24 protein-coding genes are annotated in these 20,543 nt (G+C 72.5%); 18 read left to right on the top strand and 6 right to left on the bottom strand.

Annotation, left to right across the window (positions count from 1 at the left end):
* Positions 1–43: 43 nt before the first annotated feature.
* The 3 genes from chrA to DEJ29_RS08105 all read left to right on the top strand — a co-directional run bounded on the left by chrA (position 44) and on the right by DEJ29_RS08105 (position 2,863).
* Positions 44–1,264 carry a chromate efflux transporter gene (gene chrA, locus DEJ29_RS08115; RefSeq protein ID WP_111095170.1) on the top strand — a complete coding sequence of 407 codons (1,221 nt, stop codon included), beginning with the start codon at positions 44–46 and terminating at the stop codon, positions 1,262–1,264.
* Positions 1,265–1,278: 14 nt separating this feature from the next.
* Positions 1,279–1,674, top strand: coding sequence for an arsenate reductase ArsC (locus tag DEJ29_RS08110; protein ID WP_111095171.1), 396 nt, complete (start codon positions 1,279–1,281; stop codon positions 1,672–1,674).
* A gap of 229 nt (positions 1,675–1,903) precedes the next feature.
* Positions 1,904–2,863, top strand: coding sequence for a nuclear transport factor 2 family protein (locus DEJ29_RS08105; RefSeq protein WP_111095172.1), 960 nt, complete (start codon positions 1,904–1,906; stop codon positions 2,861–2,863).
* A 25-nt stretch (positions 2,864–2,888) separates the two neighbouring features.
* Here the strand turns inward: DEJ29_RS08105 and DEJ29_RS08100 are convergent, their stop codons facing one another.
* A complete protein-coding gene (locus DEJ29_RS08100; protein ID WP_111095173.1) occupies positions 2,889–3,464 on the bottom strand; it encodes a GrpB family protein in 576 nt (191 codons plus the stop codon).
* Positions 3,465–3,560: 96 nt separating this feature from the next.
* Positions 3,561–4,760, bottom strand: a complete 1,200-nt coding sequence (locus DEJ29_RS08095) for an MFS transporter (protein WP_258375955.1) — start codon at positions 4,758–4,760, stop codon at positions 3,561–3,563.
* A 124-nt stretch (positions 4,761–4,884) separates the two neighbouring features.
* On the opposite strand from DEJ29_RS08095, the gene DEJ29_RS08090 reads away from it, so the two are divergent.
* The 5 genes from DEJ29_RS08090 to arr all read left to right on the top strand — a co-directional run bounded on the left by DEJ29_RS08090 (position 4,885) and on the right by arr (position 8,046).
* Positions 4,885–5,727, top strand: a complete 843-nt coding sequence (locus DEJ29_RS08090) for an SDR family oxidoreductase (protein ID WP_111095174.1) — start codon at positions 4,885–4,887, stop codon at positions 5,725–5,727.
* Positions 5,728–5,800: 73 nt separating this feature from the next.
* Entirely contained in the window at positions 5,801–6,649 is an 849-nt protein-coding gene (locus DEJ29_RS08085) for an alpha/beta fold hydrolase (protein WP_111095175.1), read from the top strand.
* Positions 6,642–7,214, top strand: coding sequence for a TetR/AcrR family transcriptional regulator (locus DEJ29_RS08080; protein ID WP_111095176.1), 573 nt, complete (start codon positions 6,642–6,644; stop codon positions 7,212–7,214). The genes DEJ29_RS08085 and DEJ29_RS08080 overlap by 8 nt, the downstream gene beginning before the upstream one ends.
* Complete coding sequence (locus DEJ29_RS08075; RefSeq protein WP_084741034.1) at positions 7,211–7,603, top strand: hypothetical protein; 393 nt, start codon at positions 7,211–7,213, stop codon at positions 7,601–7,603. Before DEJ29_RS08080 ends, DEJ29_RS08075 begins: the two co-directional genes overlap by 4 nt.
* Positions 7,604–7,623: 20 nt before the next feature.
* Positions 7,624–8,046, top strand: coding sequence for an NAD(+)--rifampin ADP-ribosyltransferase (gene arr / locus DEJ29_RS08070; protein WP_111095177.1), 423 nt, complete (start codon positions 7,624–7,626; stop codon positions 8,044–8,046).
* Between the two features lie 6 nt (positions 8,047–8,052).
* On the opposite strand, the gene DEJ29_RS08065 is transcribed toward arr, so the two are convergent.
* On the bottom strand, positions 8,053–9,357 hold the full coding sequence (locus DEJ29_RS08065; protein WP_111030207.1) for a glutathionylspermidine synthase family protein: 1,305 nt from the start codon (positions 9,355–9,357) through the stop codon (positions 8,053–8,055).
* Complete coding sequence (locus tag DEJ29_RS08060) at positions 9,357–9,728, bottom strand: tRNA-dihydrouridine synthase (RefSeq protein ID WP_152377983.1); 372 nt, start codon at positions 9,726–9,728, stop codon at positions 9,357–9,359. The genes DEJ29_RS08065 and DEJ29_RS08060 overlap by 1 nt, the downstream gene beginning before the upstream one ends.
* 133 nt (positions 9,729–9,861) lie before the next feature.
* Between DEJ29_RS08060 and DEJ29_RS08055 the strand changes: the two genes are divergently transcribed.
* Positions 9,862–10,374: a hypothetical protein gene (locus DEJ29_RS08055; protein ID WP_111095178.1), complete on the top strand. Its 513-nt coding sequence runs from the start codon at positions 9,862–9,864 to the stop codon at positions 10,372–10,374.
* 129 nt (positions 10,375–10,503) lie between these two features.
* The gene (locus DEJ29_RS08050; protein WP_111095179.1) at positions 10,504–11,031 is read left to right on the top strand and encodes a COG4315 family predicted lipoprotein; all 528 of its coding nucleotides are present in this window, start codon (positions 10,504–10,506) and stop codon (positions 11,029–11,031) included.
* A 45-nt stretch (positions 11,032–11,076) separates the two neighbouring features.
* On the opposite strand, the gene DEJ29_RS08045 is transcribed toward DEJ29_RS08050, so the two are convergent.
* On the bottom strand, positions 11,077–11,730 hold the full coding sequence (locus DEJ29_RS08045) for a TetR family transcriptional regulator (RefSeq protein ID WP_110863915.1): 654 nt from the start codon (positions 11,728–11,730) through the stop codon (positions 11,077–11,079).
* A 189-nt stretch (positions 11,731–11,919) separates the two neighbouring features.
* Here DEJ29_RS08045 and DEJ29_RS08040 point away from each other — a divergent pair, with 189 nt between their 5' ends.
* The 6 genes from DEJ29_RS08040 to DEJ29_RS08015 all read left to right on the top strand — a co-directional run bounded on the left by DEJ29_RS08040 (position 11,920) and on the right by DEJ29_RS08015 (position 17,517).
* Complete coding sequence (locus DEJ29_RS08040) at positions 11,920–12,417, top strand: hypothetical protein (RefSeq protein WP_111095180.1); 498 nt, start codon at positions 11,920–11,922, stop codon at positions 12,415–12,417.
* 3 nt (positions 12,418–12,420) lie between these two features.
* A complete protein-coding gene (locus DEJ29_RS08035; protein WP_111095181.1) occupies positions 12,421–13,260 on the top strand; it encodes a trypsin-like serine protease in 840 nt (279 codons plus the stop codon).
* A 169-nt stretch (positions 13,261–13,429) separates the two neighbouring features.
* Positions 13,430–14,524: a tyrosine-protein phosphatase gene (locus DEJ29_RS08030; protein ID WP_258375956.1), complete on the top strand. Its 1,095-nt coding sequence runs from the start codon at positions 13,430–13,432 to the stop codon at positions 14,522–14,524.
* A gap of 132 nt (positions 14,525–14,656) precedes the next feature.
* Positions 14,657–15,676 (top strand): LacI family DNA-binding transcriptional regulator, encoded by a 1,020-nt coding sequence (locus DEJ29_RS08025; protein ID WP_111095182.1) that lies wholly within the window; start codon positions 14,657–14,659, stop codon positions 15,674–15,676.
* A 168-nt stretch (positions 15,677–15,844) separates the two neighbouring features.
* On the top strand, positions 15,845–16,495 hold the full coding sequence (locus DEJ29_RS08020; protein ID WP_111095183.1) for a 2'-5' RNA ligase family protein: 651 nt from the start codon (positions 15,845–15,847) through the stop codon (positions 16,493–16,495).
* Positions 16,496–16,497: 2 nt separating this feature from the next.
* Positions 16,498–17,517: a LacI family DNA-binding transcriptional regulator gene (locus DEJ29_RS08015; protein ID WP_181438209.1), complete on the top strand. Its 1,020-nt coding sequence runs from the start codon at positions 16,498–16,500 to the stop codon at positions 17,515–17,517.
* 59 nt (positions 17,518–17,576) lie between these two features.
* Here the strand turns inward: DEJ29_RS08015 and DEJ29_RS08010 are convergent, their stop codons facing one another.
* Entirely contained in the window at positions 17,577–18,431 is an 855-nt protein-coding gene (locus DEJ29_RS08010) for an inositol monophosphatase family protein (RefSeq protein WP_111095184.1), read from the bottom strand.
* Between the two features lie 355 nt (positions 18,432–18,786).
* Here DEJ29_RS08010 and DEJ29_RS08005 point away from each other — a divergent pair, with 355 nt between their 5' ends.
* Both DEJ29_RS08005 and DEJ29_RS08000 read left to right on the top strand, forming a co-directional pair.
* Positions 18,787–19,659 carry a carbohydrate ABC transporter permease gene (locus tag DEJ29_RS08005; protein ID WP_228516251.1) on the top strand — a complete coding sequence of 291 codons (873 nt, stop codon included), beginning with the start codon at positions 18,787–18,789 and terminating at the stop codon, positions 19,657–19,659.
* Positions 19,659–20,489 carry a carbohydrate ABC transporter permease gene (locus tag DEJ29_RS08000; RefSeq protein ID WP_111095186.1) on the top strand — a complete coding sequence of 277 codons (831 nt, stop codon included), beginning with the start codon at positions 19,659–19,661 and terminating at the stop codon, positions 20,487–20,489. Before DEJ29_RS08005 ends, DEJ29_RS08000 begins: the two co-directional genes overlap by 1 nt.
* The last annotated feature ends 54 nt before the right edge of the window (positions 20,490–20,543 follow it).

Raw genomic sequence — 20,543 nt, 5'->3', positions numbered from 1 at the left:
GTTCAATGTTGACTGAACCATCTGCCGTCGTCAAGATGAGCGGGTGACGACGAGCCCCGAGCCCCTGCGGTCGTCCGCGGGATCGGTGTTCCTGGTGTTCCTGCGGCTCGGGCTGACCTCGTTCGGCGGGCCGGTCGCGCACCTCGGGTACTTCCGTGAAGCCTTCGTGGTGCGTCGCCGCTGGCTGCGGGACGACGCCTACGCCGACCTCGTCGCGCTGTGCCAGTTCCTGCCCGGACCGGCGTCGAGCCAGGTCGGGATGGCACTCGGGCTGCAGCGCGCCGGACTGCCCGGGCTCCTCGCGGCGTGGTGCGGGTTCACCCTGCCGTCCGCGGTGCTGCTCGTCGCGTTCGCCCTGCTGGTCTCCGGCACGCCCGACCTGGCCGGCGCCGGGTGGCTGCTCGGGCTGCAGGCCGCCGCAGCCGCGGTGGTGGCGCAGGCGGTGCTCGGCATGGCGCGCTCGCTCACACCGGACCGCCGTCGGGCGACCATCGCGGCCGCCGCCGCGGTCGTGGTGCTGCTCGTCCCCGGCCCGGCGGCGCAGGTCGCGGTCATCGCGGTGTGCGGTGTGGTCGGCGTGCTGTGGCTCGGTCGGGTGGTCGACTCGGTCGAGGATGTCGGAGACACCGAGGACGCCGGCTCCCAGATCGCCGTGCGCCTCCCCCGCTGGGTCGCCGTGTCGGCGCTCGTCGCGTTCGCCGCCCTGCTCGTCGCGGCACCCGTCGCCGCGAGCGGCACCGGGGCAGTCCGCCTGTTCGGGGTCTTCGCGCAGGCGGGCTCGCTCGTCTTCGGCGGCGGCCACGTCGTCCTGCCGTTGCTCGAGTCACAGACCGTGGCCACGCACCTGGTGGGCCACGCGGACTTCCTGGCCGGGTACGGCGCCGCACAGGCCGTGCCCGGGCCGCTCTTCACCTTCGCCGCCTACCTCGGCGCCGTCGCCGACGGCAGTCCGAGCGGGCTCGTCGGCGCTGCGGTGGCACTCGTCGCGATCTTCCTGCCGGCGGCACTCCTCGTCATCGGCGCCCTACCGTTCTGGCACGTGCTCCGTGCCCTGCCGTGGGCCCGACGCGTGCTGGCCGGCGTGAACGCGGGCGTCGTCGGGCTCCTCGCCGCGGCGCTCTGGGACCCGGTCATCAGCGAGGGGGTCCGCTCGGCACCCGCACTGGCGCTCGCCGTGGCCGCCTTCACCGCCCTCACCCGCTGGTCCGCTCCCCCGTGGGCCGTCGTCATCGGAGCCGGCCTGCTCGGCGCCGTCGTCCTCTGATCGGAGCACTCCGCATGCCCACCGTCCTGTTCGTCTGCGTCCACAACGCCGGCCGCTCCCAGATGGCCGCCGGCTTCCTGCAGCACCTGGCGGGTGGCCGCGTCGACGTCCGGAGTGCCGGCTCCGAACCGGCCGACCAGCTCAACCCCGTGGTCGTCGCGGCGATGCTCGAGGAGGGCATCGACATCCGGACCGAGCAGCCCGCGCTGCTCAGCACCGATGCCGTCCGCGCCGCCGACGTCGTCATCACGATGGGGTGCGGGGACGCCTGCCCGGTGTTCCCGGGCAAGCGCTACGAGGACTGGGAGCTCACCGACCCCGCGGGGCTCGACCTGGACGCCGTCCGGCCGATCCGCGACGACGTGCGCGCACGGGTGCAGGACCTGCTCGCCGGGCTTGCGATCGCCTGAGCGGCGACGTGAGCCGTCCCACAGGTCCGGACCGTCGATCACCAGCGGGAACGGGTCACCCTGGCAGCGTGCCCACAGGCCACCCTGGAGGCGCGCACCGCGACTGAGAAGCCGGTCACGGTCGCAGCGCGTGGCGGCTCCAGGGCGCGCGTGGGCTTCCAGGGTCCGGTTCCATCGTTCTGCCGTGCAGACGACATCACTTCTCCCCATCATCGCCAAGGCGTGTGCGGTGGCAGCTCCGGTCGCCATCGCCGTATCGCTCGTGGCCGGTCCGGCCGTGGCGGCACCCCTCCACACCTCCACCTCCACCTCCGTCACCACGGCGACCTCCGCGCGCCACACGGTGGACCGTGCGGCGCGGACGACCTCGGGCGGCACGGCGGTCTCGCGGCTCGACCGTCGCGCCGAGCAGCGCAACGAGGCCACGGTCCGGCACCTGTTCCGGTGCGCGTTCCGGTCCCCGGCGTCCGCGAAGGCCCGTGCGGCTGCACGGACCGCCGTCGCGACCGGTGCCGTCGCGCACGGTGCGACGAGCGCCTCGGGTCCGTCCGCGTTGCTCGCCGAGTTCACCGCCGACCGCTCCCGGGTGCCCGGCGCCCACGCCGTGATCAAGCACATCGCCGGTGACGCGGACCTGGTGGCCGTGCACTGGCAGATCACCGCGAAGCCGAAGGACGAACGCACCGGTGACGCTGCCGTCGACCTGTTCCGCATGCGCAACGGGCGCATCAGCGAGTGGTGGGCACTCCGTCAGACGGTCCCGACGGGCACGCCGGCCAGCGGCAACACGAACAGCATGTTCAGCGACCTGTACCCGGCCGCGAAGCGTGACCGCCACCTGACCGAGCGACAGGAGGAGCACAACCGGGTGCTCGCCGTGACCGCGTACGACCGGCTGTTCCGCGACCACGACGTGTCCGTCCTCGACGAGAAGTTCGACCCGGCGTACCTGCAGCACAATTCGGTCGCCGCGAACGGCACGGCCGCGCTCAAGCAGTTCTTCGCCGGCAGCGCCGCGCAGAGCCTGCCGAAGCAGGAGTCCGTCATCTCGCTCGCCGACGGCGACCTGGTGTGGACGTTCTCGAAGCCGGTCGGGGCGAAGGCCGACGCACCGTTCGGCGCGGCCGACCTGTTCCGGGTCGACGACAACCTGATCCGCGAGCACTGGGACGTCGTCCCGACGAGCTGAGGCTCGGCCGAAGGAGCCGCGCGTCTCAGGACGCGCGGCTCCGTCGTGCCCGCTCCTTGATCGCGCTGATGACGGCCGTCTTCGCCTCGGCGTAGGCGTTCATGTCGTCCCAGCTCCGGTCGAGCAGCTCCCGCTTGGTCCGTTCGTACAGTGCCCGGTCGTCGGCGTCGGCGCGCAGGTGGTCCCGGAGGAGCAGGTACTCGTCGACCGCCGTCGCGCCCCGCTCGTAGACGTGCACGTGGACGTCGCGGGCGGGCGTCCGGACCAGGCGGTGACCCGGCTCGCGGACACGCAGCTCGTACCCGGCGGCGAGGAGCTGGTCGAGGTACGTGGCCTCGGCGGTGATGTCGGCGACGACGACCACGATGTCGACGATGGGCTTCGCTGCCAGGCCGGGGACGGCCGTGGAGCCGATGTGCTCGACGACCGGAGCGTCCGTGCCGGAGCCGGGGAGGGCCTCCAGGATGCGTCGACGGTGGTCGGCGAAGACCGCAGCCCACGCGCTGTCGGCGGGGTGCAGGGTCACCGTGACCGGTTCCGGGCCGCCGATGATCTCGACGGTCGTGACGTCCGGGCGGGGGTGGTCCTCGTCGTGCTGCACCCGGACATGATCGCAGCCGCCGGTCGCTTCCGCGGTCGCTTTCGCGGTCGCGGTCGCCGTCGCGGTCGCGGTCGTCGGTCGTCGTCGTCGATCGCGTCAGAGCTTCGCCGGGAACGCCGATCCGCGACCGATGACGGTGAGGAGCGCCGCGGCCGCCCCGAACACGATCATCACCACGGCGAGCACCAGCCCGTCGAAGGCAGTCAGCAGGGCGGCGCCGAACAGGCCGGCCGCGAAGATCGCGATGTTGAACGCGACCGGCAGGAACGCGCTCGCGACGTCGGCGTCCTCGCCGCCGGCGGTCGTCAGGGCCGCCTGCAGCTGCGTGGAGGAACCGCCGAAGCCGATGCCCCACAGGCCCGCGGCCACCAGGACCGCGACCGGCGACGTGTGGCCGACGAGCAGCACCACGCCGGCCAGGACGAACAGGCCGACGCTGCCGTGCAGCAGGGGTCGGGGGTGCCGGTCGAGCAGGCCACCGGTCACGACGACGCCGAGGATCGCGGCGATCCCGTAGACGAGCAGCACCAGCCCGGCGCTCAGGTCGGTGCCGGTCGCCCGCAGGTACGGCGAGATGTACGTGTAGATCGTGTTGTGCGCCACCATCCACGTCGCGATCACGGCGAGGATGACCGCGATGCCGCGGATCCGGAACACCCGCACGACGGACAGCTTCGCGGCGCTCGTCTGCCCCGGGGCGTCCGGCACGAACAGCGCGATCAGTGCCAGGACCACCACGCCGACCAGGCTCAGCCCGATGAACGACGACCGCCAGCCCAGGGCGTTGCCGATGAAGGACCCGAGCGGGGTGCCCAGCGCGAACCCCACCGGCGCGCCCGTCGCGACGATCGCGAGCGACACCCCGGCGGAGCGGGCCGGGCTGATCCGCCGGGCGTAGGTGGCGAACATGCCCCAGATCGTCCCCGACATCGCGCCGGCGACGAACCGGGTGACCAGTGCGACCGCGACGTTCGGCGCGAACGCGGTCAGGGTGTTCGCGACGAGCAGCGCGGCGATGGCGGCGACGATGAGCGGCTTGCGACGGAACCCGCGGGTCAGGGCGATCGCCGGGACCGTGGCGATGACCGTGCCCATCGCGTACGCGCTGACGAACAGGCCGACCGTGCCCTCGCTCGTGCCCATCCCGTCGGCGATCGCGGGCAGCAGCCCGGCCGGCATCGTCTCCATGGCGACGAGGAGGAACCCGATCGCGGCGAGCAGGGCGAGCGGGAACCAGGGCAGTCGGCCGTCGCTGGCCCGGTCGGTCGTGGGGAGGTCGGAGGTCGTCGTGGTCACGGACCGACGGTAGGGGCATGGTCCGGCGGACAGGGAGGTTCGGCTGGACCCCGTTTCGCCGGAGCCTCACTGGGCGGGTGGTGGTGGGGCTTCGATGGTGGTGTCCACGAACGAAGGAAACACCATGACCGGAACCAGCACCTTCCTCATCACCGGCACGAGCCGCGGGATGGGCACCGACTTCGCCCGAGCCGCCCTCGACGCCGGGCACCGGGTCGTGGCGAGCGGACGCGACCCCGAGCGGGTCCGCGCCGTCCTCGGCGACCACGAGCGCCTGCTCACCGTCGCGCTCGACGTGACCGACCCCGAGTCGGTCCGAGCCGCAGTCGACGCCGCGACCGACCGCTTCGGCGGCGTCGACGTCCTGGTGAACAACGCCGGGAGCTTCCAGGCCGGGTACTTCGAGGAGATCTCGGCCGAGCAGTTCCGCGCGCAGATGGAGACGAACTTCTTCGGGGCGCTCGCGGTGACGCGTGCCGTGCTCCCGGTCATGCGACGGCAGCGCTCCGGGCACGTCATCAGCATCAGCTCCACCGCTGGCATCGTCGCCGGCGCCGGTGGGAGCGCCTACTCGGCGTCGAAGTTCGCGCTCGAGGGCTGGATGGAGGCCCTGCACGACGAGGTGGCGCCCTTCGGCATCCACACCACCGTGATCGAGCCCGGCTTCTTCCGCACCGACCTGCTGGCCGAGGGCGACTCGACCTTCTGGGGCGACGTCGCGATCGACGACTACGCCCCGCTCTCGGCCGGGTCGAAGGAGTTCTTCCGCGGCATGCGGGGCAACCAGTCCGGCGACCCCGCGAAGCTCGCGCAGGTGCTGCTGACGCTGATCGCGATGCCCGAGCCGCCGCTGCGGTTCGCCGCCGGCGCGGACAGCGTGGCGGGGATCGTGCAGAAGGGACAGCAGCTCGTCGACCAGGCGCAGGCGTTCCCCGAGCTGTCGACGACGCTCGACCTGGATGCGTGACGACTGCCCCTTGCCAACTTTGGCTACGGGTATTAGCCTCTGAGTTACTACCCGTAGCCGAAGGAGCCACGTCATGCTCGAACACCTGGACACCGAGGGCGACACGATCGCCTACGACCTCTCCGGAACAGGCCCGCTCGTGGTCCTCGCCCACGGCATGGGCGACAGCCGGCACGCCTACCGTTTCGTCGTACCGGAGCTCGTCGCGGCCGGCTACCGGGTGGCGAACGTCGACCTCCGCGGCTGCGGCGACTCGAGCACCGGGTGGGACGGCTACCAGCGCACCGACATCGCACGTGACCTCGTCGCCGTGGCCCGCCACCTCGGTGGCCCGGCCGTGGTCGTCGGGCAGTCCATCAGCGGGGGCGCGGCGACCATCGCCGCAGCCACCGCACCGGACCTGGTCGCGGGCATCGTCGAACTGGCGCCGTTCACTCGCAAGCAGTCCGTCGACCTGGGCGGACTCCTGCGCAACCGCCGACACCGCGCCGGCACCGTCCAGCTCGCGCGGGTCATGACGAGCGGCAGCCTGCCCGGCTGGCTCGCGTACCTCGACATCGCGGTCCCCGCCAAGCCCGCCGACTGGGCGACGGAGCGCAACCGCATCGAGACGACCCTGCGGCGACCGGAGCGGATGGCGGTCCTCCGCGCCATGACCCGCACGTCGCCCGCCGACGCCGGCGAGCAGCTGGGTGCCGTCCGGTGCCCCGTGCTGGTCGTCGAGGGCAGCGCCGATCCGGACTGGGCCGTGCCCCGCGCCGAGGGCGAGCGGATCCTCGCCGACCTGCCGGACGGCCTCGGCGAACTCGCCGTGATCGACGGCGCCGGTCACTACCCCCACACCGAGACGCCGGCGGCGCTCCTCGCCCTGCTGCTGCCGTTCCTCGCCCGCACGCTGCCCGTCGCAGGTCCCGTTGCCTAGGGCGGGGCTCGACCCGGCGACCGTCACCGAGGCCGCCGCGACGCTGGCCGACGAGATCGGCCTGGCCCAGCTGAGCATGAGCGTCGTCGCCGACCGCCTCGGGGTGAAGGCACCGTCGCTGTACAAGCACGTCGACGGACTCGGCGACCTCACGCGCAGGATCGCGATCCTCGGTGCGAACGAGCTCGGTGACGCACTCCGCGACGCCATGCAGGGCCGCAGCGGTCGGAGTGCGCTCGAGGCGGCGGTGCAGACCGTGCGCCGGAGCGTCCGGGAACACCCGGCGCGGTACCAGGCAGCCGTCGGCGTCCGGCCGACCGGTGCCGATGACCCCCTGGCGGTCGCACTCGGCCGCACCCTGGCGTCCTTCGCCGCGGCGCTCCGCGACTACCCGCTCGACCCGGCCGACGAGGTCCACGCGCTCCGGGTGCTCCGCAGCGTCCTGCACGGTTTCGCCACGATCGAGGCGTCCGGCGGGTTCCAGATGGACACGGACGTCGACGCGAGTGCCGCGTGGATGGTCGACTTCCTGGATCGCGGCTTCCGTGCCGCGACGACACGGTGACCGTGTCCACGGCGGCGCGTCCGTCGAGGCCCGTCGGTCACGACCCGCTCCGTGGCGGCCTGCGGTTCCTGGCGGAGCTCGTCGCGTGGGTGGCCGTTCCCTGGGCGCTCTGGCCCCACTCGCCGGTGCTCGCGATCGCCGCCGTCCTGGTCCTCGTCGTGCCGCCGGCGGTGTTCGGGACCCCGGGCGACCGCCCCGGCGGTGACCCGCCGGTCGCGGCACCGGGAGCGGTCACCATCGCGTCGGTCCTCGCGCACCTCGTCGGGGCGGTCGCTGCAGCCTGGGTCCTGTGGCCGACGGCGGTCGCGATCGTCGTCACCGCCCTGTGCGTCGCCGTCGTCGTCTCGGAACAACCGCGGTGGCGCGCGCTGGTCGGACGCGGGCGCTGAGCCGTTCGTAGGCTGACGCCATGGCAGCAGCAGACGAGACCGGTCCGTTCTGGCACGGCACAGTGGCAGCCCTGCGGCCCGGGGAGTTCCTCTCCCCCGGCTTCCGCTCGAACTACCGCCCCGACGTCGTGATGAACCACGTGTACTTCACGGCGACCCGCGACGGAGCCGGGCTCGCGGCCGAACTCGCGGCCGAGCTCGTGCCCGGCGACCGTGAGCCGCGTGTGTACCGCGTCGAGCCGACCGGTCCGTTCGAGGACGACCCGAACGTGACCGACAAGAAGTTCCCCGGCAACCCGACCCGGTCGTACCGCAGTGCCCTCGCGCTCCGTGTGGTCGGCGAGGAGACCGGGTGGACACGGCTCACCCCGGAGGCGTTGCGCCAGTGGCGGGAACGGCTCGTCGCGCTCCCGCCCGAGGAACGCGGCGAGATCGTCAACTGACCGACGTCAGGCCGCGATGATGTTCGGGGCGAACCGGCACCAGTAGTCCGTGATCGGCCCGTCGGACTCGCGGATGCCGACTCCGAAGGACTCGCCGCCCACGACCCACGACCCGAGCACCGGGTGGTTGTGTCCGTTCGACCCCGGGAAGTCCGGGAGCTCGTGGTACTGCTGCCACACCCGTTCGGCCCCGGTGCCGGGGCGCCGGTACTCGCGACCGTTCGTCGTGACCGAACCGTCGGCTCGGTGCACCGCGATGCCGTCGCCCTCGCGCCCGAACACGGGCTTCACGACGAAGTCGCGCATGCCGTTCGGACCGTCCGCGAAGGCCGGCAGCAGGTTCGGGTGGCCAGGGAACAATCGCCAGAGCGCGACGAGCAGCAGCTTGTTCGACAGGAACATCTTCCACGCCGGCTCGTACCAGCGGCCGAGCCGCCCGCGGTCGCTGACCAGGAAGGCGCCGAACTCCTCGTCGCCCTGCGCCCGGTCGTCCCCGGAGACGAGGTCCTCCCACGGGTACAGCTTGAAGAGGTTGCGGATCACCGGGTACTGGGTCCCCGGCTCGTCCCCGGGCAGCGTGAACACGCTCCGCGACGAACCGGCCGGCTCCTGGTCGCCGACGAACTGGCGGGCCGTCGGGTGCCAGCCGATGTCCTTCATCTCGATGCCGGTGTGCTCCCACCCGGCCTCCCCCGCCAGGTCGCGCATGTAGGCCACGGTGTCCCAGTCCTCGCCCGCAGTGTCGAGGTCGGAGTGCGCCACGAACAGTCGGCCACCGTCCTCGGCACGCAGGGATTCGTGCAGCAGTGTCCGCCAGCGCGCCACCATCGCCTCGTGGATGCCGTTCCACTGGTCGGTCTCGGCGGACAGTTCGCCGGTGGTGAGCCGGTCCTGCATCCAGTGCCACTGCGTGACCGATGCCTCGATCAACCCGGTCGGGGTGTCCCCGTTGTACTCGAGCATCTTGGCGGGTGAACCGTCTCCGGCGTACGCCAGGTCGAACCGCGCGTACAGGTCGGGCTCATCGTGCTCGAGCGACCACGAGGCGAGGTCGAACCCGGCTCGCGTCAGGCCCAGCGTGCCGAGGGCGCCGGTGGCGAGGTACCGGGCGGCTTCGAGGCACATCCGGTGCAGTTCCTCGGTCTGCCGCTCGAGCGCCTCGACCTCCGGCAGCGTGAAGACGTACGCGGCGGTGTCGTTCCAGTACTCGACGGGCGTGCCGTCGTCGCGGACGGACCGCGAGTAGATCAACCCGGTCTGCTGGATCCGGCGCCGCCAGTCCGGACGCTCGGGGAACTCGATGCGCTCCATCAGCCGCCGAACCCACCGTGACCGCCGGCTCCGCCGAAGCCGCCCTTGGTGACGGAGCTCCCACGGGACGAGACGCCGGCCTTCGCGGTCTTCCCGGCGGGCAGGGCGCTCGTGCCGCCGGAGACCGCGTCCCCCACGCCGGGGACCCTCGTGGCACGGTTGGCGAAGAGCGGCAGGAAGTACCAGCCGGCGTGCCCGCCGTGGTTGTTGCAGTCGTCGTCCGGCAACCGCTTCTCGGTCGCGTTGTCGCGGCAGATCTTCGCGTAGTCGCTGTCGACGCCGGCTCCCTCGCCACACCCGGTCAACGACGCTGCCAGGGCTGCGACCACCCCGATGGAGACGACACGGGAAGCACGGCGACGAACACTCACGAAGGGGAACAGTACCGCTCCCCATGGACCGGTGTCCGCGTCGGCACCTCGACCAGCGCAGACGATCGTCTGGCGAACCGGTAGCGTGTGCGGTGGCGGCAGCCGCCGCACACCGTCCACGAAGGGGCCGACCATGCCGCGGAGCACCGATCGGGTCCCGGCGTCTCCGATCGTCCTCGCCGTGGGGATCGCCGCGCTCGCCGTCGCCATCGCCCTGCCCGCGCCGTCGGCGACCACGCCGGGTCCCGAGACGATCGGCCTCGGCGCATCCGGCACACTCGGCGCCGCACTCGGGGTACCGCCCGTGACGAGTGGCGCGCACCGGTTCGCGATCCGCCCACCACGGACGGTCGGCACCAGCGGAGTCGTCAGGGTGCGGTTCGCCGGACTGGGCACCCCCGGTGCCGTCGTCGTCGTCCACTACGGCAGCCCCGGGGACGACTCCGGGAACGAGCGCGTCGCGGAGATCGAGCCGGGCAGCAGCGCCGTCGGCTCGACCGGCCGGTTCGCCTTCACGGCGGCGCTGCCCGAGCTGCCCCGTGGAGCCGACCGGGCCTCCTGGAGCGCCCGGCTGATCGACCCCGCGTCGCTGGCCGTCCTCGGCCGCGTCGAGGGCGTTCACCTCGTCGAGCACACCGAGCGCTGACCACCGATCCACGGCCGGCACGATGAGAGGGCGCGCAGGGTGCTGGCTCCCGGCCCGTCCTGCGGATACGTTCGCTAGACGAACGTCTGGCCAGCAGTCAGCGGCGAGACCTGACCTCGAGGAGCCCCCGTGTCGACACCCCATCGCACCCCGTCATCCCGACCCGCGTCCATCGCACTCGGGGCCGCGCTGCTCCTGACCCTCGGCCTCGCCGGCTGTTCCACGTCCGGATCCGCAGCACCCTCTCCGTCCCCGTCCCCGGCCGCGCAGGGCGACGCTCCCGCGACGACCGACTCGTCACCGTCGGTCGACGTGACCATCGCCGCGACGACACTCGGCAAGGTCGTCGTCGACGGCAAGGGCATGACCGCCTACTACTTCGACGCCGACGTCAAGGACTCCGGGAAGAGCACCTGCACCGGCGGCTGCGCGACCGCGTGGCCCGCGATCGAGGCGACGACGGCGACACCCAAGGTGTCCGGCATCACCGGCAAGGTCGGCACCATCACGGGCGTGGACGGTGGACGGCAGATCACGATCGACGGCCGACCGATCTACACCTTCATCGGGGACAAGAAGGCCGGTGACGTGACGGGTCAGGGCGACAAGGGCGTCTGGTACGTCGTGAACCCGGACGGCTCCGAGCAGAAGAAGTAGGGCAGGCACCCCGGCGGGACGGCAGGGATGCCACGCCCGCCGGGGTCAGCTCTCACCCTCGGCCGGGTGCCCGCCCACGCGCACGGGCTCCACCTGCTCGAGCAGCGCGTGCACACCCGGCAGACCGAGCCCGGTGAACAGCGCCGCCCACAGATCCCGGAGCTGCCCCTCGGTGTCCCGCGTCAGCCGGGCGCTCGTCCGGGCCCACATCACCCCGAAGGTCGACGTCAGCACGAGGTCCGCCGCACGTGCCCACTCGGGGTCGGTGGCCGGTCCGGTGCCACCGCTCGAAGCCGACAGGTGCCGACGGACGTAGTCGTCCCACGTGAAGACCCGTGGAATCACTTCCCCCGCACCGCGGAGTTCGTGACTCAGGCGGATCGCCCCGGCAGCCACCGGGCACCGTATGGCGTCGGAACAGGCGGACGTCAGCATGACGAGCAGGTGCTCGAGCCCCTCGGGCTGCCGGATCAGCGAGTCGATCGCCGCCCAGCGAGCCTGCTGCCGCTCGATGACCGCGAAGGCGAGTTCGTGCTTGGACGAGAACACGTGGTAGCCGATCGCCGACTTCGGGCGGTCCATCGCGGCGGCGACCCGTGCGAACGAGGTCCCCGCGTAGCCGTGGCTCGCGAACACCGCCGCCGCAGCCTCGATGATCTGCTCGCGGGTCCGGGTCTTCGCCTGCTGCCGCTGGTTCATCGCACTCCTCGGTCGGGTCTTGGTTCATCATACGAACGTCTGGCCAGGAGTCGGCAGCGGTCACGCCGGGCGCAATGCCTCTGATCTCCTCAGCTTCAGGATTTCGCTAGACGATCGTCTTGCGCGTTGTTAGCGTTCACGCACACCGGGCCACCCAGGCCCGCACCCCCACGAACCAGAGGAGTCCCCATGCGTTCGACCCCGTCCACCCACCGCTCCCCGTCGGTCCGCCGACTGACCGTGCTCGCGACGTGCGTCACCCTCGGCGGTGCGCTCGCCGCAGGCGTCCTGGTCCCCGCGCAGGCCGGAGCTGCCACGATCTCCCACACGGCGCACGCCACACACACCTCGACCCGGGCTGCGGCCGTGGCGTTCACCGCGAAGACCCACGGCGGGCCCGACCGGAAGAGCTTCACCGGCATCACCTTCGCCGGGACCGGGAAGCCCGGCGCCCTGGTCATCGTCTACTACGACGCACCGGGCAAGCCGCGCGGCCTGTTCAACAAGCACATCGCCGAGGTCACCTCGGGGGACGACGTCGTCAGCGCCAGCGGCCACTACCGCTTCACCGCCGCGTTCCCGGACCTGCCGCGCGGCACCACGACGCTGCACTGGCACGCCCGTCTCGGCGACCCGGACACCCTGTCGGTGATCGGACGCGTCAACGGCACCCGCACGCTCGGCTGACCCGTGACCCGCCACGCGCAACCGGCGCTCGTCCGCACCCTGGCCGTCGCCGTGTCCCTGGCGGCCGTCGCCGGGGCCACCCTCACCTGGGCTCCGTCGGCCTCGGCCACCACGAGCGACCCCGACCGGGTCGCAGCGCCGATCATCGCCGGCACCGAGGTCGGGGTCCCCGGCGGCACCTGCACGGTCGGTGCCGTGCTGGCCGCCAAAGGGTTCCGGAGCCAGCGCAAGCAGTACCAACGGGCGACCCGGTGGGTCGTGCTCGCGAAGCACTGCGCGCCGCTGCAGGCACCCGTGCAGCTCGCCGGCGCGACCGTCGGCCACGTGGTCTGGCAGTCCGCGGAGTCGGACCTCGAACTCGCCGTCGTCCCGCCCCTGGCGTGCACCCGGGCCCGGGCGGCGACCGGGTCGTGCGACCCGTCCGTCGCGACCTGGACGCCTCGGGCATCGGGTCGCGTGTTCAACCGGGTCGGCGGGGTCCGGGCACGTCCCGCCGTGACCGGCATCGGCCAACCGGATGCCGATCCCTTCTGCACCAGCGGGGCGTCGAGCGGGCTGCTGTGTTCCTGGGCGGCAACACGTCTGTCGGCAGCAAGCCGTCCCGGCGCGCGGCACCTCGCCGCCGCGCGCGCCGAGGCCGGTGTCGGCGCCGGCATCGAGCCGGGTGACGCCGGTGGACCGGTGATCAGCGCCACGAACCGGTTGTACGGGATCATCTCGGGCAGTCCGACGACGAGCACGACGGGCCCGACGGGCAGAACGCGCTCGACAGTGCTGCTCTACACGCCCGTCCGACAGGTACTGACCGAGCTGTTCCGGTACCGGCTGGCCCCGGCGTCCTGAGGCGCGAGCCGCTGGGTGGGCGACTGAGCGCTGCCTCATGACCCGGACACGCCCCGGCCACCTCGCCGCCACACCGCCGACGACCCGCGCCGCGATCCTGCGGGGAGCCGGACGCCACCACGTCCGGCTCCCCACGACCCCCGGGTCCTGATCAGATCGAGGTTGTCCCGTGTCCCCGCTCCGCCGCTCCGCACTCACCCGCTCCCCACGCATCCACTCCCCGCGCACCACCCGCGTCGCCGCGACCGCCCTCGCCGGCCTGGCCGTCGTCGCCTCCGCTGCGTTCTCCGTCCCCGCTGCTCATGCTGACGACACCCTGCAGCCGACGTTCACCGCCGCCGACCACCCGATCGCCGACGTCCCCGGGCTGGTCAACGGCCGTGAGCTCGCCGCTGCCCACGGCCGGTCAGGTCAGACCGTGAACGCCCCGCGGCTGATCCGTTCCGAGTCGCTCGACAAGATCACCGCGGCCGGGGCCGCGACCCTGGCCGACGAGTACCACGTCGACCTCGTCGTCGACCTGCGCACGCCGTCCCAGATCGCCGCGAAGCCGGACGTCGCGGTCCCCGGCGCACGACACGTCGACATCTCGATGTTCGGCGCGGACGGCGACTACAGCGACGACACCGCGATGTACCACGACCTGGTCGACAAGGGACGGGTCGACCAGGCGACACCCGGGTCGATGATCACCGCGTACCGCCGGGTCCTCCGGATCCTCGCCACGCACACCAGCGGCACGGTCCTGATCCACTGCTCCCACGGCATGGACCGCACCGGCACCGTCGTGGACCTGCTCGACCGGGTGCTCGGCGTGGACAGCGCGGACATCCTGCACGACTACCTGCTCTCGAACACCCAGCTCGGGGTGACCTGGGCGACACCGCAGCTGCTGCAGGGCACCTTCGAGCAGGACATCGCCACCGAGTACGGCGGCATGGGCTCGTACCTCACCGACACGATCGGCGTGACCAAGCACGAGGCCGCCGCCCTGCGCGAGCGTTTCCTCGTGTCGAACGACCCCACCGTGTCCTCGATCACGGTCGCAGGTGTCCGCGTCCGTGTGGCCGCCGCAGCGTCGTCGCGGGGCGCGACGGTGACGGCCCCGGTCCGGACACTGCGCGTCGCCGACGTCCACGTGCACACCACGAACCCGAACGCGGTCACGAGCGTGCACGTGTCCGGGCGGACCGCGCACATCACCGTGACGGCCCAGGACGGCACCACGACCAAGGGGTACCGACTGACGGTGCGGCACCGCTAGCCCGACGCCGACCGCCCGCGCGCCGCGTCGGGCGGTCGGCGTGACCAACTGTTCACCACGACCGTCGCCCGGTCCGGGCGTCCCTCCGGCTACCGTGACACTCGTGCAGTCCTCCAGACAACGGCGCCCGCGGTGACCGGACACCCCGCCGTCCCGACCATCCACGACGTCGCCGCCCTGGCCGGTGTGTCGAAGTCGGTCGTCTCCCGCGCCCTCGCCGGCGCGTACGGCGTGGCTCCGTCGACGACCGAGCGGGTCAAGCGGGCGGCGCTCGACCTCGGCTACGTCGCGAACGCGAACGCCCGCGGCATGTCGGCACACCGCACGCACACGCTCGGGGTGTTCGTCCGCGACGCCTCCACCCCCTTCTACGGGCACCTGCTGACCGCGTTCCAGCTGCAGGCCGCGGCCCGCGGGTACCGCGTCGTCACCGCCACGGGTGCGGGGTCGTTCCCGGTCAGCGAGGAACGCCGGGCGCTCGAGACCCTGGTCTCCCTGCGCGTCGAGGGGCTCATCGTCTGCAGCGGCGCCCTGCCGATCGCCGACGTCCTGCCGTTCGCCCGCCGGATCCCGACCGTGGTCTCCGGGCGCCCCGAGACGAACGATGCGGTGAGCAGCGCGTACTGCGACGAGCGCGGCGGCGGACGCGGGCTCGCCGACCACGTCGCCGATCTCGGACACCGTCGCGTCGCCGTGCTGACCGTCACACCGTCCGGATCCCTGACGCAGTCGGCACGCACCGACGCGATGGTGCGTCGACTCCGTGCGCGCGGCGCCGAGGTGCTCCGGATCCGCTCCGAGGACCACGGAGCAGACCCCGAGGACCTCGACTCGTTCCTCGAGCAGGTCCTGCGGGCCGGTGGCGTCACGGCGATCATGGCACCGAGCGACCGCTGGGCCGTCGGTGTGCTCGAGTCGATGCGCCGCCGCGGCCTCCGTGCACCGGACGACCTGTCGGTCACGGGCTACGACGGGGTCGCCCCGCTCGCCACCGAGCTGCTCGGCATCACGTCTTGGCGACAGCCGCTCGGCCTGATCGGCCGTCTGTCCGTCGACGACGTGGTCGACCAGATCGACGGCCGCTCGACGGGCGTCACCCACAACGCGGTCGACGGCACCCTGGTACCGGGCCGGACCGCCGCCCGGGTCTGAGCGCCGGGCGGAGCGCACCGACGAGAACGGCCGGCCCCGCGCCGCCGACACCCATCGTTCACCGTTCCGTCACGGACCGACGGGTGAGATCCGAGCCCGTCCGGTCGATCATGGGGAACGTTCCCGACGATCGGGAACGTTCCCCATTGACCAACCCCGGACGGACCCATGCCCCAGAACGTCACCGCCAAGCTGCCGCGCGACCCGAGCGACCCGTACCGCCACGGCATCTACCTGCGCCCGGACGCCCGCACCTGCCGGGCCGTCACGGTCGTCACCGACCAGCTCCGCGCGCAGTACGGCCTGCTGTCGGCCGGCGCCTTCCCGCCGCACGCCACGCTCGTCGGCAGCCAGCCGTTCGGCAGTCACGAGGACCAGGTCGTCGCGGCCGTCACGGCACTGCTCGACGGCCGACCGGCGTTCGACGTCCACAACGCCGGCGTCCGTGAACAGGGCATCGGGTTCGTCTACGACGTCGCGACCCGACCGGACGGCTCGCACAACGACGACTTCGTCCGGCTCGCCGCCGACATCGAGGCCGTGGTCGCGCCGTTCCGGCAGCCGATGCAGGTCCCGTTGGCGAACGACTACGACCCGGAGCAGTACCGCGCGCACCTCTCCCTCGCCTCGCACGACCTGTACGGCCGGCCGGACCTGCACGACGAGGTCGGTGCGTTCATCCGCGAGCTCGACGTCGACGTGCCGACCGGGTTCCGCGGCGACACCGTCGTGCTCTACCGGACCGCGAGCCCGGACTGGTCCGGTCGCTGGTGGCAGACGATGACGTGGGAGCACGTCCGCACCTGGAAGCTCGCCTGACCGTGGCCGCGACCCTCCGCGACGTCGCCGAGCGGTGCGCCATCTCGCGATCGCTCGTGTCGCTCGCCCTGCGGGGCGACGACGGTGTGTCCAGGCCACGTCGGGAACTCGCGGTGCGGACGGCGGACGAGCTGGGCCTCCCGGTCGGTTCGCTCGCCAGGCGACGCGCGCAGGGCGCGCCGCTCGTGCTGGGCGCACTCGTCACCGAAGCCGCGAACCCGTTCCACGACGAAGCACTCCGGAGCGCACGCGCGACCGCGCAGACCCTGGGGTTCGCGCTCCGGGTCGTGGACGGGTTCCGTGACCCTGCCCGGTTGGCCGACGGCCTGGAGGCCCTGCACGCCTCCCGCGGATCGGCCGACGGTGTCCTCGGGGTCGCGGTCCTGAGCAGTCGGCTCGCCCCGGCACGGCTCGCGGCGGTCGCGCGCGACCTGCCGGTCGCGGTCCTCGGCTCGAGCGGTTCGGCGCTCGACGGCCTCGGACTCGACACCGTGCGCGCAGACGAGGAGTCGGGCATGCGCGCGCTGGTGCTCCACCTCGCCGCACTCGGGCACCGGCGCACGTGCTTCGTGGCGGAGTCCGACCACCCCTCGACGACCCGTCGTGCCGTCGCGCACGCCGCGGTCACCGCGCAGCTCGGCGAGCCCGGCGACCACCGCGTCGACGACGTCGAGGCCCTGGCGGCGGACCCGGCGCGGATCGCCCGGCACCTGGGTGACGGGGTGACGGCGTTCGTCGCGACGAACGACGCGACCGCGGCGCGGCTCGTGGCGATCGCCGACGGCGCGGGGCTCGCGCTCCCCCGGATGGCGGCGGTGACCGGGTTCGACGGCACCGGTCTCGGCGAGCGGCTCGACCTGACGAGTGTCGACCAGCCGCGCGTCCGGATGGGCGCGCGGGCGGTCGAGCTCGTGGTCGAGCGGCTCCGGGGTCGTCGCGGCGACCGGCACGAGGTGCTCCCGACACGCCTGCTGCCGCGTGGGTCCACCGCGCGGGCGGTCGCCGGGCACCCGCTCGGCTGACCGCTCGCGACGGCCGCGTCGAATCGGTCGGCGGGCAGCCCGGCGGCTCGCTCGGCGGCTCAGTCGGCGGAGGTCGTCGCCGACAGCTCCTGCACGCGGCGCACCAGCTCGGCGTGCGATCCCCCGGCGCCGGAAGCGACGTAGTCGTCCGCCAGGTGGGCGCGGCCGACGACCTCGCCCCGGCGGAAGCCCCGGAACCACCCGCCGGCCCGCTCGAGCACCAGGGCTCCGGCGGCGACGTCCCACGGGTGCGTGGCGAAGCCCATCGTGACGTCCGACCACCCCGCGGCGACGTGCACCAGGTTGAGGGCGCCGCTGCCGAGGCTGTGGTGGTGGCGGTACCGGAGCGTCAGGTCGCGCAACAGGTCGAACGCGGCGGCCTCGCCGAGCAGGTCGAGATCGTTCTGCACCGGGAAGCTCGTCAGCACCGTCGCAGCGTCGTCGAGCCCCGACGACGAGTGCATCGGGGCGCCGTCGAGCCAGGCGCCGACGTCGTCCGCCGCGAAGAGGTGGTCAGCGACGGGATCGAAGACCACCCCGGCGACGACCTCGCCGTCGACCTCGGCCGCGATCGAGATGCACCAGTACGCGAGTCCGCGGGCGAAGTTCGCGGTGCCGTCGATCGGGTCCACGATCCACCGGACCACGGGGTCCGCGGTGCTGCCGGTGGTGCCGGTGTCGCCGGTGGTGCCGCCTTCTTCGCCGAGCACGACGGAGCCCGGCACGGCCGAGGTGAGCACCGCCGTGATCGCCTCTTCCGCGGCGCGGTCGTGGAGGGTCACCACGTCGTGCGCATCGCGCTTCGTGCTGATCGTCATCGGGGCGCGGAACACCGCGAGCAGGTCGGGCGCGACGGTGCGCGCGGCCTCCTCGGCGATCGCCCGGAGTGTCTGGGGAGCAGGAACGGTTCGCATGGTCCCCGGTTCTACGACGTCGCGGCCCCTGGACGGCGAACCACGCCGGTCGACGGGCCGAACCCGAGGTGAACGCGCGGCGTGCGGCGGTGAACGTCGGCACCCGATCGGCGGAGGGGTTGAACGCGGCGTGAACGGGTGACGGCGGGTGGTCGACGTGCCTTGACCGGTCTCCGACCCCCGCCGCACAGTGGAGTCGTTCCCGGTTAGGGAACGTTCCCTACTCGGAGGAGTCCGCCCCATGACGGTCCCCGTCAGGTCCGGCCTGGTCGCCGGTCCCCCGCGTACCGCAGGGTCGCCGCGGTCATCGCAGTCGCCGCGGCCACCCCGGACGACCCGGACGACGCGGTCCTCGTTGCGCTCGGACCGCCGGCTCGGTCTGGTGCTCCTCGCACCGGCGCTGCTCGCGTTCGCGGTCTTCGTCTTCTACCCGCTCGGCCGCGTCCTGGTCCTCAGCACCCAGGGCACCGACATCTTCGGTCAGCCGGCGGGCTCGGTGGGGCTGCAGAACTACGTCCGCACGTTCACCGACCCCGCGTTCGGACGGACGATGCTGACCACCGCGGTCTTCTGCGTCGGCGTGGTCGTCGGCCGCATCGTGTTCGGTCTGCTCGTCGTGATCCCCCTGACCGTGAAGCTCCGCGGCCTGCCGGTCTTCCGCGCACTCCTGACGGCACCCATGGTCGTGTCCGTGTCAGCGGGGTCCGTCGCGTTCGCGGCGATGCTCGCACCCGGCAACGGGCTGCTGAACACGGTGATCACCCAGTTCGGCGGCGCGCCCGTGCCGTTCCTGACGAGTACACAGTGGGCCCTGGCGAGCGTCATCGTCGTGACGATCTGGGGGTCGCTCGGGTTCACCGTGCTGCTCCTGCTCGGAGCGTTCGGCGCCATCGACCAGGACGTCATCGAGGCGGCGCACCTCGACGGTGCCGGGCCCGTGCGGACGCTCTGGTCGATCTCGTTGCCGCTCGTCACGCCGACGCTCTTCTTCGTCGTCGTGACCGGAACCGTCGAGGCACTCACGACCTTCGGGCAGATCCAGATCCTCACGGGCGGCGGTCCGGCCGACTCCTCGAAGACCCTCGTCTACGCGATCTACCAGCAGGCCTTCGGGTCCGGCAGCGCGAACTTCGGCCTCGCGGCCGCGCTCGGGGTCGTGCTGTTCCTGCTGGTCCTCGGGCTGTCGCTCGTGCAGTTCGGCGTGCTCGAGAAGCGGGTGAACTACTGATGCGCCCCGTCACCGCACGCCGACTCCGGAGCGTCTTCGTCTACGCCTGGCTCGTCATCGCGGTCGTCGTCGTCTGCTTCCCGCTCTACTACGTGTTCGAGGGCGCGCTCACCCCGACCCGGTACCTGGACCAGGGCCTCGCCGGTCTGGTGCCGATCCACCTGACGCTCGACAACATCGTCCGGGCCACGCAGGTCGTCCCGCTCGGGCAGCAGTTCCTGAACAGCGTCGTCGTCACCCTCGCCCAGACGGTGCTGCAGGTCGTCATCGGCATCATCACCGCCTACGCCCTGGTGTTCTGTCGGCTCCGGGGCACCCGTGCCCTGTTCCTCGTCCTGCTCGCCAGCATGATGATCCCCGGCGAGACGACCCTGATCGCGAACTACCTGACCGTCGCGTCCTGGCACCTCATCGACACGCTCCTGGTCGTCTTCCTGCCGTTCGTGGCCTCGGCACTGACGATCTTCCTGTTCCGCCAGGCGTTCCTGAGCTTCCCGGACGAGCTGCGCGAAGCCGCGGTGCTCGACGGCGCCGGACACTTCCGATTCGTCCGGTCCATGCTCCTGCCGCTCACCCGCCCGACGCTCGTCTCGGTCACCCTGGTGAGCGCGACGGCCGCCTGGAACGGGTTCTTCTGGCCGCTCCTCGTCACGAACTCGCCGGAGCACCGCACCGTGCAGGTCGGCATCGCCCAGCTGTCCGACGCCGAGGCCGCCGACATCGGCGTGGTCCTCGCCGGCGCCGCCATGGTGACCCTCCCCGTCCTGGTCCTCGTCCTCGTCGCCCAGCGGTTCCTCGCCGGCGGCCTCACCGCCGGGGCGCTCAAGTGACGACACGCTCGATCCCCTCCCCGACCCCCGCCCGCCCCACACCCGAAGGACGCA

This window comes from Curtobacterium sp. MCPF17_021 (assembly GCF_003234605.2).
Classification (GTDB): domain Bacteria; phylum Actinomycetota; class Actinomycetes; order Actinomycetales; family Microbacteriaceae; genus Curtobacterium; species Curtobacterium flaccumfaciens.
The sequence above is the reverse complement of the archived record's forward strand: the minus strand, read 5'-3'. Positions and strand labels throughout refer to the sequence as shown.